Source organism: Nocardia sp. No.11, from assembly GCF_038752175.1.
GTDB classification, from domain to species: Bacteria; Actinomycetota; Actinomycetes; order Mycobacteriales; family Mycobacteriaceae; genus Nocardia; species Nocardia canadensis.
In genome coordinates this window covers 1-15677 of sequence record NZ_JBCGFB010000132.1, presented here as the reverse complement: position 1 = coordinate 15677, position 15677 = coordinate 1, and the positions used below count along the sequence as shown (strand labels likewise).

The 15677-nt window shown below is 70.5% G+C and carries 17 protein-coding genes and 1 pseudogene; 13 read left to right on the top strand and 5 right to left on the bottom strand.

Annotated elements, in window-relative coordinates; translation table 11 throughout:
• Both V8688_RS27120 and V8688_RS27115 read right to left on the bottom strand, forming a co-directional pair.
• A partial coding sequence (locus V8688_RS27120; RefSeq protein ID WP_342801981.1) for a LysR substrate-binding domain-containing protein occupies positions 1-654 on the bottom strand: 654 nt, incomplete at its 3' end.
• Between the two features lie 36 nt (positions 655-690).
• Positions 691-1296 (bottom strand): YdcF family protein, encoded by a 606-nt coding sequence (locus V8688_RS27115; RefSeq protein WP_308248349.1) that lies wholly within the window; start codon positions 1294-1296, stop codon positions 691-693.
• Between the two features lie 107 nt (positions 1297-1403).
• Between V8688_RS27115 and V8688_RS27110 the strand changes: the two genes are divergently transcribed.
• Positions 1404-2411: a putative sulfate exporter family transporter gene (locus V8688_RS27110; protein ID WP_218716312.1), complete on the top strand. Its 1008-nt coding sequence runs from the start codon at positions 1404-1406 to the stop codon at positions 2409-2411.
• Between the two features lie 43 nt (positions 2412-2454).
• On the opposite strand, the gene V8688_RS27105 is transcribed toward V8688_RS27110, so the two are convergent.
• Positions 2455-4116: a 2-isopropylmalate synthase gene (locus tag V8688_RS27105; protein WP_255586800.1), complete on the bottom strand. Its 1662-nt coding sequence runs from the start codon at positions 4114-4116 to the stop codon at positions 2455-2457.
• Positions 4117-4378: 262 nt separating this feature from the next.
• On the opposite strand from V8688_RS27105, the gene V8688_RS27100 reads away from it, so the two are divergent.
• The 3 genes from V8688_RS27100 (at position 4379) to V8688_RS27090 (ending at position 6157) form a co-directional block, all read left to right on the top strand.
• Entirely contained in the window at positions 4379-5050 is a 672-nt protein-coding gene (locus V8688_RS27100; protein ID WP_218716310.1) for an FCD domain-containing protein, read from the top strand.
• Entirely contained in the window at positions 5047-5832 is a 786-nt protein-coding gene (locus V8688_RS27095; RefSeq protein ID WP_218716309.1) for an ATP-binding cassette domain-containing protein, read from the top strand. Before V8688_RS27100 ends, V8688_RS27095 begins: the two co-directional genes overlap by 4 nt.
• 64 nt (positions 5833-5896) lie before the next feature.
• Entirely contained in the window at positions 5897-6157 is a 261-nt protein-coding gene (locus tag V8688_RS27090) for a hypothetical protein (RefSeq protein WP_218716308.1), read from the top strand.
• On the opposite strand, the gene V8688_RS27085 is transcribed toward V8688_RS27090, so the two are convergent.
• Positions 6154-6633, bottom strand: coding sequence for a hypothetical protein (locus V8688_RS27085; RefSeq protein ID WP_218716307.1), 480 nt, complete (start codon positions 6631-6633; stop codon positions 6154-6156). The two genes, V8688_RS27090 and V8688_RS27085, sit on opposite strands and share 4 nt — an antisense overlap.
• A gap of 112 nt (positions 6634-6745) precedes the next feature.
• On the opposite strand from V8688_RS27085, the gene V8688_RS27080 reads away from it, so the two are divergent.
• Entirely contained in the window at positions 6746-7270 is a 525-nt protein-coding gene (locus V8688_RS27080; RefSeq protein WP_218716306.1) for a DinB family protein, read from the top strand.
• Positions 7271-7275: 5 nt separating this feature from the next.
• Here the strand turns inward: V8688_RS27080 and V8688_RS27075 are convergent, their stop codons facing one another.
• The gene (locus tag V8688_RS27075) at positions 7276-7932 is read right to left on the bottom strand and encodes an HAD family phosphatase (RefSeq protein ID WP_218716305.1); all 657 of its coding nucleotides are present in this window, start codon (positions 7930-7932) and stop codon (positions 7276-7278) included.
• A gap of 192 nt (positions 7933-8124) precedes the next feature.
• On the opposite strand from V8688_RS27075, the gene V8688_RS27070 reads away from it, so the two are divergent.
• The 8 genes and pseudogenes from V8688_RS27070 to V8688_RS27035 all read left to right on the top strand — a co-directional run.
• A complete protein-coding gene (locus V8688_RS27070; protein WP_218716304.1) occupies positions 8125-8799 on the top strand; it encodes a PaaI family thioesterase in 675 nt (224 codons plus the stop codon).
• A 198-nt stretch (positions 8800-8997) separates the two neighbouring features.
• A complete protein-coding gene (locus V8688_RS27065) occupies positions 8998-9774 on the top strand; it encodes a GntR family transcriptional regulator (RefSeq protein ID WP_342801980.1) in 777 nt (258 codons plus the stop codon).
• Positions 9775-9888, top strand: a pseudogene (locus V8688_RS27060) (4Fe-4S ferredoxin); the annotation flags it as partial.
• Between the two features lie 5 nt (positions 9889-9893).
• On the top strand, positions 9894-10088 hold the full coding sequence (locus tag V8688_RS27055; protein ID WP_342801979.1) for a ferredoxin family protein: 195 nt from the start codon (positions 9894-9896) through the stop codon (positions 10086-10088).
• Positions 10089-10105: 17 nt separating this feature from the next.
• Positions 10106-11536 (top strand): ABC transporter substrate-binding protein, encoded by a 1431-nt coding sequence (locus tag V8688_RS27050; RefSeq protein ID WP_342801978.1) that lies wholly within the window; start codon positions 10106-10108, stop codon positions 11534-11536.
• On the top strand, positions 11533-12414 hold the full coding sequence (locus V8688_RS27045) for an ABC transporter permease (RefSeq protein WP_342801977.1): 882 nt from the start codon (positions 11533-11535) through the stop codon (positions 12412-12414). Before V8688_RS27050 ends, V8688_RS27045 begins: the two co-directional genes overlap by 4 nt.
• Complete coding sequence (locus tag V8688_RS27040; protein WP_218716301.1) at positions 12411-13154, top strand: ABC transporter ATP-binding protein; 744 nt, start codon at positions 12411-12413, stop codon at positions 13152-13154. The genes V8688_RS27045 and V8688_RS27040 overlap by 4 nt, the downstream gene beginning before the upstream one ends.
• Positions 13151-15677, top strand: a 2527-nt coding sequence (locus V8688_RS27035) for a fumarate reductase/succinate dehydrogenase flavoprotein subunit (protein WP_342801976.1), incomplete at its 3' end; no start/stop codon positions are given. The genes V8688_RS27040 and V8688_RS27035, both read left to right, overlap by 4 nt.

Here is a 15677-nt window from a genome sequence, read left to right as displayed (position 1 = left end):
GGTGCTGAGCAGGTCCCAGACGGTGTCGCGGGTGCCAGAGCCCGGCTCGCGCCAGAGCAGGGCGGTGCCGGCGAGTTCGGCGAGCGCGACCGGGGTGGTCCGGCGCGCCCAGGGGTGCTCCGGCGCGACCACCACGACCAGGTCGTCGGCGCCGAGCACGCGACTGCCGAGCCCGGCGGGCGGATGCGGGCCCTCGACGAATCCCAGATCGGCGACACCGTCACGCACCAGCGCCGCGACCTGGGTCGAGTTCTCCACCTCCAGCGAAATCAGCACTTCGGGATGGTCGGTGCGCAGCGCCGCCAACCAGTGCGGAATACGGTGGTCGGCAATCGTTTTCGACGCGGCGATGCGCAATCGTGGCGCGGCCGCGGCGCGCAGGCGATCGACGTCGTCGACCAGATCGCGCACGGCGGCGAGCACGATGCGCGCGTGCTCGACCACCGCATGCCCGGCGTCGGTCAGCGCCGAGCCGGTCGGTCCGCGGTCGAGGAGCTTGACCCGCATCCGTCGTTCGAGGGCGCGGATCCGCATGCTCGCCGCGGGCTGGCTGATGCCGTGGCGGCGGGCGGCCGCGCCCAGACTGCCCAGCTCGGCCACCGACACGAGGAGGTCGAGGACCTCCAGGTCGGGGGTTCCAGGGGGCAGGGTCATGCGCCGATTATGGGCGACGCGCGCCGCGGCGCCGCATCAGGCACTGTCGTCGTCGTGTTCGGCCGCGTATCGGCCACGCAGGTCCTTGACCACCCCGTAGAGCGCGATCACCGGTTTCAGCGGCATCCACTCCCCGAATCGGTACTCTCGCCCCGGCACCAGTCGCACGGCAAGTTCCGGGCTCTGTTCCGCCAGATAGTCACGACCGGTCGCGGCGTGGGTGGGCAGGGAGACGATCTTGATCCGGTCGACGTCCTTGAGGTAAGGAATCGCGAAAGCGATGTTCTCCCAAGTGGATCGGCTCGATTCCTCGAGCACGATCTCACCGCGATAGCCGCGCGCGTCCGTGGCGTAGGCGGCCATCAGCGCCGCCTCGGACACCGGACCCGCGCAGGCACCGCCGCACAGGACCAGCCGGGATTCGGTCGCCGCCGGATCGAGCGAGCGCAGGCCCGCGCGCACCCGCCACCGGTTCATGGCATTGGCTCGCGGGCCCGCGTCGCGGTAGCCGAGCACCACGACCGCCTCGGACCCCGGGCCCGCCGAGCCGACGCGCCTGCGCGAGGCGCGCCAGTTCGCCCACTCGCCCCACAGCATCGCTGCGATCGCGGCGGTCAGCGCGAGCCGGGTCGATGTCCGCACCACTCCAGGAAAGCACACCCGCCGCACCACCAGCCATAAGCCTGCCTTATGAGAACCCCGGAAACGGGCCTCTACCTCGGAGTCTTCGGCGCGGCGAAGGTGGAGGAGTGAACCGAGTACGTACCATCGCTCCCGGCCTGGCCCTCGCCGCACTCCTGGCCACCGTGGCCATGCCCTTCGGTAAGGCACTGCCGATGATCGGCGCGCCCGTGCTGGCGCTGGCCGCGGGCGCCGTCGCCGGGATGGTGTTGCGCCGTCGGGACGCGACGGGCGAGACGTTCGGCCCGGGCCTCGACCTCGCCCGGCAGCGGCTGCTCGGCGCGGCGATCGTGCTGCTCGGGCTCGGGCTGCCGCTGGGGTCGGTGATGAGTGTGGGCAAGGAGACGGCCGTCGTGCTGCTCGGCACACTGCTCGTCGGCGGGGTGGCGGCGTTCTTCGTCGGCCGGATGCTGGCGGTGGACCGGGAATCGGCGACGCTGGTGGCGGTGGGCACCACGATCTGCGGTGCGTCCGCGATCGCCGCCGCCACCGCGGTACTGCGGCCGGACAAGCAGCGCGTCGCCTACGCCCTCGGCACCATCTTCGTCTTCAATGTCGCCGCGGTGCTGGTGTATCCGCCGCTAGGGCGCGCGCTCGGCCTGTCGCAGGAGGCGTTCGGCCTGTGGGTGGGCACCGCGATCAACGACACCTCCTCGGTGCTGGCCGCCGGGGTCATCTTCGGCGCGGGCGCCGCGCACTTCGCGGTCATCGTGAAGCTGGTGCGCAGTCTCGCGATCGTCCCGCTGTGTATCGGCCTGCACGTCGGCCGCCGCCGTCTGACCGCGGAGACCGGCGCCCCCGCGGGTTCGCTGCGCCAGGCGTTCCCGCTGTTCGTGGTGCTGTTCCTGGCGGCCTCGATCGTCGCCGGGCTGGGCATCCTGCCCACCGCGCTGACCCAGCCGCTGGCCACCACCAGCGGCTGGCTGATCGCCGCGGTGCTGGCCGCCATCGGCACCTCGTTGAGCGTCGAGCGGCTGCGCAGCGCGGGCGTGCGGCCCCTAGTCCTCGGTGGCGCGCTGGGCCTGATCCTGGGCATCGCCAGCCTCGGCCTGATGTACCTCACCGGCTGGTGCTGACGCCGAGATCTCGTGGGGCGCGGGCGCCCCACGAGATCGTCGGTCAGGCAGTCGCGTTCACCGCGTTCAGCACCGCATCCAGGGACGCCGCGATCACCGAGGTACTGCGCCCGAAGGCCCAGCCGGTGCGTCCGGCAACCCGGTATTCGAGGTAGCCGACCGCGGCGCTGTCGGCGCCCTCGGCCACGGAATGCTGTGTCAGGCCCAGGATCTCGACCGGGTGACCCGCGGCGGCGAGTGCCGTGGTGACCGCGTCGACCGGGCCGATGCCGTGGTGCACCGAGCGCAGTTCGCGTCCGTCGATGTCGAGCACGATCTCGGTGGTCTCCTCGACGATGCGCCACCGCGTCAGCACGATGCGCGGATCCGCCACCGTATAGGCCCGCTCGAACAGGGTGAACAGTTCCTTCGCGGTGACCTCGGTGCCGGTGTCGTCGGTGCGCACCTGCACCCGGCGGGCCAGGTCGATCTGCAGGCGGCGCGGCAGGTCCAGCCCGTACTCGGTGTGCAGCAGGTAGGCGATGCCGCCCTTGCCGGACTGGGAGTTCACCCGGATCACGGCGTCGTAGGAGCGCCCGATATCGGCGGGGTCGATCGGCAGATACGGCACCTGCCAGGGCAGTTCACGCTCGGCGACACCGGCGCGCGCCGCCGCCTCGCGATGATGGGCCATCCCCTTCCGGATCGCGTCCTGATGGGTACCCGAGAACGCGGTGTGGACGAGATCGCCGACGTAGGGATGCCGTTCGGGCACGGGCAACCGGGTGCAGTACTCCACCGTGCGGCGGATCTCGTCGATGTCGGAGAAGTCGATCATCGGGTCGACGCCCTGGGCGTGCAGGTTGAGCGCCAAGGTCGCGATGTCGACATTGCCGGTGCGCTCGCCGTTGCCGAAGACGCAGCCCTCCACCCGCTGGGCGCCGGCCAGCACCGCCAGCTCGGCACAGGCGATGCCGGTTCCCCGGTCGTTGTGCGGGTGCACCGACAGGATCACCCCGTCGCGACGGGCCAGGTGGCGGTGCATGTACTCGATCTGGTCGGCGTAGACGTTGGGCGTCGCCACCTCCACCGTCGCGGGCAGATTCAAGGTCACCGGCCGCTGCGGGCAGGCCTGCCACAGCGCGGTCACCGCGTCGCAGATCTCGAGCGCGAAGTCCGGTTCGGTCAGGTTGAACACCTCGGGCGAGAACTGGAATCGCACGTTCGGCAGCTCACCCGCCGTGTCGAGCACCTCGCGCGCACCGGCCAGGATCAGCTCCCGCAACTGCTCGCGATCCTTGCCCAGCACGACCTCCCGCCAGACCGGCGCGGTGGCGGTGTACAGGTGGATGACCACCTCGTTGGCGATCCCGCGCACCGACTCGACGGTCCGCGCGATCAGGTCGCGGCGGGCCGGGGTGAACACGACGACGGTCACGTCCGGCGGCGCGATCGGGGTGCGCGCCAGCAACCGGACGAAGTCGAAGTCGGTCTGCGAGGCGGAGGGATAGCCGACCTCGATCTCCTTGTACCCCATCGCGACCAGCAGTTCGAAGAACCGGCGCTTGCGGTCGGGATCCATCGGTTCGGCCAGCGCCTGATTGCCGTCGCGCAGGTCGACGGGCACCCACAGCGGGGCGGTGGTGATCCTGGCATCCGGCCAGTCCCGTTCTCCGGCGGGCACGTCCACGCGCCGGTGGACATCGCGGTAGCGATGCGACGGCATGGCCGAGTGGCGCTGCCGGTTCCACGCGGGCGCGTCGGTGCCGACGGCGCCGGTGGGGGTGATCAGGGTGGGAAAGGGGGTCATGACGGTTCTGCTTCCTGGCCGCGGGGGCCACGAGACGACGGCGACCGGCCACGACAGAGCCCCACGGCGGGGCGGCCGGTCGGTCAGGCCCCGCCGTGGCGGCGGAGGAGAAGCGCGGTGTAGGTCATGATGGGTACACTTCTACCACAACTCCTCAGACAAGTAGAGAGGTTTTTCGGTGGTTGCACAGGTCAGGCGTCAGCCCCTGGCCGCTCAGGCGGCCGAACTCCTGCTCGCGCGCATCCGCGCCGGCGAGTGGCCGCTGGGGCACCGATTACCGGGTGAGACGCTGCTGGCCGCCCAGCTGGGCGTCGGCCGGTCCACCCTGCGCGAGGCTATCCGGGAGCTGGCGGGCAAAGGCGTGCTCGACAGCAGACAGGGCGCGGGGGTGTTCGTCACCGCGCTCGACGTGAGCGAGGACTGGGACGTCGTGCTGCGCGGCGCCACCATCGCGGCGGTGATCGAGGCGCGCATCGCGATCGAGGCCGAGGCGGCCGCGCTGGCGGCACAGCGACGCACCCCCGCCGACGTGCGCGCCATCCGCCGGGCCCTGGCCGGTCGCCGGGCCGACGGCCAGACCGTGGCCGAGCACGTCGACGCCGATATGGCCTTCCATCGCGCGGTCATCGTCGCCGCCCACAACGACGTGCTGACCCAGCTGTTCGACAGCTTTTTGCCCCGCCTGCGCCTGGCCATGATCGACATGCTCGAGTTGCGTCCCGTCGCCTCCGAGCAGGCCGACCACGCCGCGCACGAACAACTCGCCCAGGCCGTCGCCGACCGGAACCCCACGGCGGCGGCCGCATTCAGCCGCACCCACCTGTCCGCCCTGAAGAAGGCTTTCGCATGACCGGCGCGCCCGTGATCGAACTCGACGGGGTGACCTTCCGGCGGGCGGGCAAGAAGATCATCAACGGCATCTCCCTGACCGTGCGGGCCGGCGAGCACTGGGCCTTGCTCGGGCCCAACGGGGCAGGCAAGAGCACCCTGCTCGGCTTCTGCGGCGCGGTCACCTTCCCCACCACCGGCACGGTGCGAGTGCTCGGCGAGCAGTTCGGCCGGGTGGAACTCGCCCGGCTGCGCCGCTCGATCGGGCACGTCGATCCGCGCCATCCCCTGCGGTACGCGCTCACCGTCCGCGAGGTGGTGCTGACCGGCATCACCGGCACCATCGACACCCCGATGCGCTGGTCGCCGACCGCCGACGACCTGGCCCGCGCCGACGCGATCATCGACACCCTCGGCCTGACCGGCAAGGCCGGCGAGGTCTGGCCGACCCTGTCGCAGGGCGAACGCGGCCGCACCCTCATCGCCCGCGCCCTGATCAGCGGTCCCCGCGTGCTGCTGCTCGACGAACCGTCCACCGGCCTGGACCTGGCCGCCCGCGAACAGCTCCTCACCACCATCGACTCCCTCGACCGCACCCACCCCGAGGTCGCCTCGGTGCTGGTCACCCACCATCTCGAGGAACTGCCGAGCAGTACCACCCACGCCTTGCTCATCGCCGACGGGCGCACCGTCGCCACCGGCCCCGCCGACCGGGTCATCACCACCGACCACGTCTCCACCGCCTTCGACCACCCCATCGAAGTGCGCTACGACGAGGGCCGCTGGAGCGCCCGCGCCCGCTGACACGACCCACCCCCGGCGGTTACGATCGCGAGACATCGCATGTCGGAACCGACAGGAGGATGTCATGAGGATCGGGTACCGGATCGTCGCCACCGCGGGAGCCACCGCGGCCCTGACCTTGGCGGCCGCGGGCATCGCCGGCGCCGAGGACACCGAACCGCCGAAATCGCCCCTGGTCGAGTACATCGAATCGTGGCCGCCCGCCCCATCCGGCTGCGATCGGGTCTGGGACCCGATCGAGGACGCCGTCGAGGATTACGTCCCGGCCGTGGCCGAGCCCGTGTTCGACGCCTTCGACGACTGGTGCGAGGGCGAAGCCGACTAGTCCGAGTCGAGGTCGGGGTCGGCGGCGAGAAGTTCGTCGGCCCTGGCCAGCGCGCGGTCGAGATCGTCGGTGACCGCGTCCAGCACCGAGATCCCGTCGAGCATCTCGGACAGTTCGGCGCGCAGCGCGTCCAATTCGGCGATCGCCGGATCGACGGTGGTCCAGGCGACGGTGTCGTACCACCAGCGGTCCCGCTGGACCCAGGACCAGACGACATCGCGCACCAGCAGGGCGTCGGTGGTGAACAACTGGCGGCGGTCGGTGCCGTCGGTGTGCTCGACCTCGTAGGTGCCGTCGTCGAGGAACCTGGCCTGGAGCCGCTCGGTCGCGGTGCGCGTCAGCAGCAGGAACGGATGATCGGGGGCCGGGTCGGTCGCGGCGGTGCCGGGATCGGCCGGGTCGACGGCCCGTGGCGCATCCAAGCCGTCGCCGAGGTGGACCACGACCTCCGGCGATTCGTCACGCTGGGCCTCCATCCGGCCAGTGTGCCGGATGGAGGCAGGGCCGGACCAGGGGTAGCGCGGAATCGGGACCCGGCGACCGGTCATCGGCCTGCGCGTCGCCACAGCGGCCGGTACCGTCACCGAGATGACGTGGACAGCGCCCGAAGTCGTCCCGACGCGCACGCTGGTCGGGGTGGACGAACGCCCGATGTTGCAGTCCTGGTTGGACTTCCATCGCCAGAGCCTGCTCAACAAGTGCGGCGGCCTCGACGGCGACCAGCTCGCGATCCGCTCGGTGCCGCCGTCCACGCTGTCGCTGCTGGGACTGATCCGGCACCTCACCGAGGTCGAGCGCGGCTGGTTCCGGGTTTCGGCCGCCGGGGAGTCCCTCGAACCGGTCTACGGGTCCGAGACCGAACCGGACGCCGATTTCGACGACCTCACCTCGCTGCCCGCCGCGGAGGCGTTCGCGGTCTTCCACGCCGAGATCGCCGCCTGTGACGCGGCGGTCGCCGCTCTGCCGCTCGACCATGTCTTCCACGTCCCGTGGCGGTCCGACGGCTACACCCTGCGCTGGGTGTATCTGCACATGATCGAGGAGTACGCCCGGCACAACGGCCACGCCGACCTGCTGCGGGAGCGGATCGACGGCGTGACCGGCAGCTTCTGACCGCCTCAGGCGGTCCCGGTGATCACCTCGGTGGTCAGCTGATCGAGGTCGTCGATGACCACGGCGGCCAGCGCCAGCGCGTCGGGAACCGGCGGGAACTCCGGGCGGGGGTCGGCGACGACCCGCATGCCCGCCGCGTGGGCCGAGCGCAGGCCGTTGGTCGAATCCTCTACGGCGGTACAGCTGTTCGGGTCGACCCCGAGCCGCTGGGCGATGGTGAGGTAGACATCGGGCGCGGGCTTACCCCGGCCGACCTCCTCGGTCGACAGGATCGCGGAGAAGTACTCGAGCAGACCGGACTTCGCCAGCACCAAGTCGATCAGCGAGCGCGGCGACGAACTGGCCAGACCCAGTTTCCACTGGCTCGCGCACCGCTGCACCGCCTCGACCGCGCCCGGCAGCAACGGCACGTGGTGGGCGTACTGGTCGGCCATCAGATCGATGATCTTGGTCGAGATGTCGTCGAGCGGCATGGCGACCCCGAGATCGTCGCTCATATAGGCGGCCCATTCCTGGGTACTCATGCCCATCATCTTGCGTTGCGAATCCGGTTGCCACCGGCCACCTTTGAGTTCGACGTAGTCGCGCCGGACCTGTTCCCAGATGGGTTCGGAATCGATCAGCACGCCGTCCATGTCGAACACTACCGCCGCGATACCCATGCGCTCAGCCTTTCGCCGTTCATCCGCCGGGCACCACCCGGGCGCGCCGACTCTCGGTACGTACAGACCTGCTCGGTGATCGCCGACCAGCCTAATAGAGGCGCACCCGCGGCGGTGAGCCGTGTCACGAGCACGGACACAAGTGGGACACCGGACGCGAACATCCAGCTCCGCAGCGATAACGTGTTGCATATGGACGATACACAGGTCGGCAACTCGCTGCCGGACGCAGAGCACCACGAGGGCGGGTTCCGGCCGGTCGCCGAGCTGATCCAGCAGCGCAGGCAAGCGAAGCAGGACCACACCATCGGCGGCCCGCACTACGGCGAACTGATCGAACAGGTGCGCGAGTTGATGGACCGCGCGCGCCTGCTGAACCCGTCCGACGAGCTGGCCAAGGAGACCATCGCGACGCTCGAGCAGCTCAACGCGCGCCTGGACGCCGCGGTCGTAGACGAGTGGTCGGCACCGACCTGGACCCGCACCGACCTGCCCTCGCGCGGCAACATCACGCTGCCGCCGTACACGGTGGCCAGCGCCGACGTCGACGGTGTCACCGCCGAGCTGACCTTCCGGACCTTCCACCTGGGCGGCAACAACGCCGCGCACGGCGGGCAGATCGGCGTCGCCTTCGACGACATCCTCGGCATGACTGCCGCGGTGCACACCAAGGCCGTCACCCGGACCGCCTCGCTCACCATCGACTACCGCTCGATCACCCCGCTCAACAAGAAGCTGACGGTGCGCGCTTGGGTGGAGCGTACCGACGGCCGCAAGGTGTACTTGCGCGCGACGATGCACGACGGCGAGCGCCTGTGCGCCGAGGCGAACGGGCTGTTCATCCTCCTCAAGCCCGGTCAGCCCTGACCGAGCCCGGCCGCCGGGCGACATTGCGATCGACGTGATCCGAATGTCGCCCGCACCGGCCGGGGTGGCGCAATGCCGCCGCGTGGTCCGATCGCCGCAGGTCCCGACGACGGTCACCCGGCGTAGAAACATCCCCTGAATTCGGGCCCGACGCACGACGGGCCCCGGGCCGCATAGCGGCCGCTATCGTCGCTGTTCATGCAGGTCAGCGAGAAAACGGCAGCCGCAGAACCCACTCCGATTCGAGGCCAGCGCGCCGATCGGGCGCGCCGGGTGGCCGACATCCTGCGCCACCAGATCCTGGCCGGCGCGGTGCAGGGCGCGTTGCCCGGCGAGCAGGAGCTCGCCGCCGAGCACGACACCTCCCGCAACACCATCCGCGAGGCGCTGGCCCTGCTGCGTGCCGAGGGCCTCATCGATCGCGCGCCCAAGGTCGGCACCCGCGTCGCCGCCCGCAAGTACGACCACGGCCTCGACGCCCTGCTCGGCCTGCAGGAGACGCTCACGGAGCACGGCACCGTCCGCAACGAGGTACGCGCGGCCACTCACATCACCGCTCCCCCGGCCGTCGCGCGCAGGCTCGGCCTGGCACCCGGCGATCGCGTCGTCTACATCGAGCGGCTGCGATTCCTCGCCGACCTGCCGCTGAGCCTGGATCTCACCTACCTCGCGCCCGACGTCGGCGACGCGGTGCTGGCCAACGATCTCGCGACCACCGACGTGTTCGTGCTGCTCGAGCAGGTCACCGGCCAGTCGCTCGGCGCGGCCGACCTCGCCCTGGAAGCGGTCGCCGCCGACCCGCACACCGCGACCACCCTCGACACCCCCGCCGGCGCTCCCCTGCTGATGCTCGAGCGCCTCACCCATCTCGACGACGGCAGACCCGTCGACCTCGAATACATCCGCATGCGCGGTGACCGCATCACCATGCGCGGCAGCCTCACCCGCAGCGCACCCGAATGGAAGGTCCTCTAGATGGCACTCGTCCCCCAGCGTGCCGACGTCCCCGTGACGATCGACGAATCGCTGTGCATCACCGGCTGCACCTTGTGCGTCGACATGTGTCCACTCGATTCCCTTGCCATTCACGANCCGTGACGATCGACGAATCGCTGTGCATCACCGGCTGCACCTTGTGCGTCGACATGTGTCCACTCGATTCCCTTGCCATTCACGAGGATTCGGGCAAGGCCTACATGCACGTCGACGAATGCTGGTACTGCGGGCCGTGCGCGGCCCGCTGCCCGACCGGCGCCGTCACCGTCAACATGCCCTATCTGCTCCGCTGAACCCGGGAAATCCACGCATGAAGATCACTCATCTCGTCCCCGCCGCGCTCGCGCTCGCGCTCACCGCGACGGGCTGCTCGCTCGAAAGCACCGACGCCGCACCGGCGGGCACCGTCAAGGTCGTCGTCGGGTACCAGTCCAAGACCATCAACACCGTCACCGCGGGCACCCTGCTCGTGGCGCAGGGCTACCTGGAGCAGCGGTTGCAGAAGATCACCGACGCCGGTGGCGCGAAGTACCAGGTGGAGTGGCAGGACTACGACACCGGCGCGCCGATCACCGCGCAGATGGTGGCCGAGAAGATCGATATCGGCTCGATGGGCGACTACCCGTTGCTCATCAACGGTTCCCGCACCCAGGCCAACGAGCGCGCCCGCACCGAGCTGGTGTCGATCACCGGCTACCACCCCAAGGGCGCGCTGAACATGGTGGTGGTGCCGAATGATTCACCGGCACGCTCGCTCACCGATCTGGCGGGCCAGAAGATCTCGGCCAGTGTGGGTTCGGCGGGCCACGGCACCTTGGTGCAGGCGCTGAGCCGGGCGGGTATCGACCCGGCCGAGGGCGTGGAGGTGCTCAACCAGCAGCCGCAAGTCGGCGCGACCGCGCTGGAATCGCATCAGGTCGGCGCGCTCTCGCAGTTCGTGGCGTGGCCGGGTCTGCTGGTGCAGCAGAACAAGGCCAAGCTGCTCTACGACGGCGCCGAGCTGAACGTGCCCACCTTCCACGGCGTGGTCGCCCGCCGCGCCTACGCCGCCGACCACCCCGAGGTGCTTCAGGCCTTCCTGGCCGCGCAGCTGGACGCGACCGCGTTCCTCAACGAGAAGCCGTTCGAGGCAGCCGATCTCGTCGCGAAGGGCTCGGGTCTGCCGCAGGAGGTCGTCTATCTCTACAACGGCCCCGGCGGTACCAGTTTCGACACCACTCTCAAGGCCGACCTCGTCGCCGCGTTCAAAGACGATGTGACGTATCTGAAGTCGATCGGCGATTTCGCCGACCTCGATATCGACGCGTTCGTCCAGGACGGACCGCTGCGCAAGGCCTTCGCCGAGACCGGGCGCGGCGACTACGACACCGCCCTGGCGTCGCGGGTGAACCCGAGCAAGATCACCGGGACCGACCCGATCTGCGCGGTGCCCGTGACCGATCCGGCGCTGGCCGGGGAGATCTGGGTCGACGGCGCGGACAAGCCGCAGCCCGCCGCCAACCCTGCCTGCCTGCTGCGAGCGGTGCAGGCCGCCAAGGCCCAGGGCAAGAGAATCCGGGCGGTCTACCTCCCCGACGCCGAACTGGGCACCCGCTGGTTCGCCGACAAGGCGATCTGGCTGCGCGACGGCGACCGGTACCTGCCGTTCACCACGCAGGCCGCCGCCGACCGCTATCGCGCCGCCCATCCCGCCGCCGCGCCGATCGCCTACGACCAGGCCGTGACGGAAGTCCGCGGATGAGTGCGGTTTCCGGGCCGCTCGTCGCGGCCGCCGGTGACGACACCGTCCTGGCGGCCGGTGCCGCGCCCCGGCATCAGGACGACATCGACGCCACCACCGGCCGATCGGTGTGGATCTCGCGGACGATCCGGGTCGCCTCGGTGCTGGCGGCGATCGGCTTGTGGCAGCTGCTCACCGCGGGCGATGTCCGCGCGGGCCTGCGCTTCGACACGCTGCCGACGGTGACCGAGATCGTGGCCGAGTTCGGCGAGCACCTCGGCACCGGGCAGTACTACCTCGATGTCGCGCAGTCGCTGATCCGCATCGTCACCGGATTCGGGCTGGCCGCGGTGGTCGGCGTGCTGGCCGGCATCGGCCTGGGCCGCTCACGGCTGCTGGCCGATGTCTTCGGTCCGCTGGCCGAACTCGTGCGCCCGATCCCGGCCATTGCGCTGGTGCCGGTGGCGATCCTGCTGTTCCCCAGCGACGAGTCCGGCATCGTGTTCATCACCTTCACCGCGTCGCTGTTCCCGGTGCTGGTGAGCACCCGCCACGCCACCCGGGCGCTGCCGACCATCTGGGAGGACGCGATCCGCACCCTCGGCGCATCTCGGCGCGAGGTGCTGACCAGGGTCGTCGTACCCGGCATCCTGCCCGGGGTGTTCAGCGGCCTCTCGGTGGGCATGGGCGTGGCCTGGATCTGCCTCATCTCCGCCGAGATGATCTCCGGACGGCTCGGCATCGGCTACCGGACCTGGCAGTCCTACACCATCGTCGACTACCCCGCCGTGTTCGTCGGCATGATCACCATCGGCGTGCTCGGCTTCCTCACCTCCGGAATCGTCGAACTGGCAGGCCGCCGGGTCACCCGCTGGCTGCCGAGAGAGGTCGCGTCATGACCACGACCACCGCCGCGCCCGCCGTCTCGGTCGGCATGCGGCTGAGCCTGGAATCGGTGCGGATCAGCTACGGCGCCAAGACCGTCGTGCGCGGCATCGATCTCGACATCGCGCCCGGCGAGATCCTGGTCCTGGTCGGCAAATCCGGCTGCGGCAAGTCGACACTGCTGCGCGCGATCGCGGGGCTGCGCCGTCCCAGCAGCGGCGTCATCCTGGCCGACGCGGACACCGTCACCGGTCCCTCGGCCGATCGCGCGCTGGTGTTCCAGGACGACGCGCTGCTGCCGTGGCGCACCGCACGCGCCAATGTCGAACTGGCCCTGCGGCTTCGGGGCGTGGGGCGCGGTGAGCGCGCGATCCGCTCGCAGCGCTGGCTCGACGAGGTCGGGCTCACCGGCTACGCCGACTACCTGCCGCGCGACCTGTCCGGCGGCATGCGCCAGCGGGTGCAGCTGGCCCGCAGCCTGGCCGGCTCGCCGCGCGCGGTGCTGATGGACGAGCCGTTCGGCGCGCTCGACAGCCAGACTCGCGCGGAGATGCAGCGCCTGCTCGTCGACACCTGGCGCGCGCATCCCACCACCATCGTTTTCGTCACCCACGACCTCGACGAAGCCCTGCTGCTCGGCGACCGGATCGCCGTCCTCGGCGACGGTGCGCTGCGCGCGCTCGTCGAGGTGCCCGACCCGCGTGAGCCGGTGGACCGGCAGGCGCTACGGGACCGAATCCTGGAGTCACTGTGAACATTCCCGACCTGTCCGATCGCGTCCGGCTCGACTGTGACGTCCTGGTCGTCGGCGGCGGCACCGCGGGCACCATGGCCGCGCTCACCGCCGCGGAGTCCGGGGCGAACGTGCTGCTGCTGGAGAAGGCGCACGTGCGGCACTCCGGCGCGCTCGCCATGGGTATGGACGGGGTCAACAACGCCGTCATCCCGGGCAAGGCCGAACCGGAGGACTACGTCGCCGAGATCACCCGGGCCAACGACGGCATCGTCGACCAGCGCACCGTGTATCAGACCGCGACCCGTGGCTTCGCCATGGTGCAGCGGCTCGAACGCTACGGCGTGAAGTTCGAGAAGGACGAATACGGCGAGTACGCGGTGCGCCGGGTGCATCGGTCCGGGTCCTACGTGCTGCCGATGCCCGAGGGCAAGGATGTGAAGAAGGCCCTGTATCGCGTGCTGCGCCAGCGCACGATGCGCGAGAAGATCCGGATCGAGAACCGGCTGATGCCGGTGCGGGTGCTCACCGAGAACGGGCGGGCGGTGGGGGCGGCCGCGCTGAACACGCGCACCGGCGAATTCGTCGCCGTCGGCGCGAAGGCGGTCATCCTGGCGACCGGTCCGTGCGGCCGCCTCGGCTTGCCTGCCTCGGGGTACCTCTACGGCACCTACGAGAACCCCACCAACGCCGGGGACGGCTACGCGATGGCCTATCACGCCGGCGCCGAGCTGTCGGGCATCGAATGCTTCCAGATCAACCCGCTGATCAAGGACTCCAACGGTCCCGCCTGCGCCTATGTCGCGAACCCCTTCGGCGGCTACCAGGTCAATGCCGAGGGCGAGCGGTTCGTCGACTCCGACTACTGGTCGGGGCAGATGATGGCCGAGGTGAAGCGGGAGATCGAATCCGCGCGCGGGCCCATCTATCTGAAGGTCTCGCACCTGCCCGACGAGACGCTGTCCACCCTCGAATCCATCCTGCACACCACCGAGCGACCCACCCGCGGCACCTTCCACGCCAATCGCGGCCACGACTACCGCACCCACGACATCGAGATGCACATCTCCGAGATCGGCTTGTGCGGTGGGCATTCCGCCTCGGGTGTCTGGGTGGACGAGAACGCGCGCACCACGGTGCCCGGCCTGTACGCGGCGGGTGATCTGGCGTGCGTGCCGCACAACTACATGATCGGCGCGTTCGTCTACGGCGATCTCGCCGGCGCGCACGCGGCGTCGACGCTGACCGAGGTCGCGGCGCCCACCGACCTGCCCGAGGACCAGCTGGCCGACGCGCACGAACTCGTCTACCGGCCCCTGCGGCAGCCGGAGGGCCCGCCGCAGCCGCAGGTCGAATACAAGCTGCGGCGTTTCGTGAACGACTATGTGGCACCCCCGAAGACCGCGGCCAAGCTGTCGATCGCGGTGGAGACCTTCGCGCGGATGCGCGGCGAGGTCGAGGGCATCGGCGCGCGCACACCGCACGAGCTGATGCGGGCCGCCGAGGTCTCGTTCATCCGGGATTGCGCGGAGATGGCGGCGCGCAGTTCGCTGACCCGCACCGAATCCCGCTGGGGGCTCTATCACGACCGGGCCGATCTGCCCGAGCGCGACGACGAATCGTGGAACTTCCACCTGAACCTGCGCAAGACCGCGGCGGGCGAGATGGAGTTCGTGAAGCGGTCGGTCGCGCCGTATCTGGTTCCCGTGCCCGGACTCGACGAGGTGCCCTCGGCCGTGCCGATCGTCGAGGTGATCGCCCAGCCCGAGCTGGTCGGCACCCGGGCGCCGCAGCACGACGCGCCGACGCGCAGTCAGCCGGTCGCCGCCTCGCCGTCCTCCCCCCGGCTGGTCACCCTGCTCGCGCTGGATTCCCCTGCGGTCGACGACGTGTCGAGCTATCTCGGCGATCCGGATCCGGTGGTGCGGGTAGCGGCGCTGTCGGTGCTCACCGAGAACACCCCGGACGGATTCGCCGACGAACTGGTGCGGGCACTCGGCGACGAGGCCGCGTCGGTGCGCCGGGCCGCCATCGAGAGTTTGCGCGAACTGGTGGAGGTGCTGCCGGGCGCGGGCGCGCTGGCCGGGCATCTCGGCTCCCCCGATCCGCTGGTGCGGGCGACGGTGGTCGATCTGCTGCGGGCGTTGCGCGCGGGCACGGCGACGGAATACCGTGCGGCGCTCGGTGATCCCGATCATCGGGTGCGGATCGAGGCGGTACGGGCGCTGGTGTCGCTCGACGACGCCGGGGCGGTGGCCTCCATCGCCGGTGATGTCAATCGCGAGGTGCGCATCGCCGTCGCTCACGGTCTGGCGTCGATCGGCGCGGGGGGCGTCGAGGTGATCCGGGTGCTCCTCGGCGATCCAGATCCGCTGGTGCGGGCGGCCGCGCTGACGGCGTACGCGGCACTGGGCACCGAGCCCGCCGATGTCACCGAACTGGCTGCCGCGCTGCGGCATTCGGCCTGGCAGGTGCGCGTCGGCGCGGCGCGCGGCCTCGCTGGCGCCGCACCCGAAGCGGCCGTACCGCCGCTGACCGAGGCAC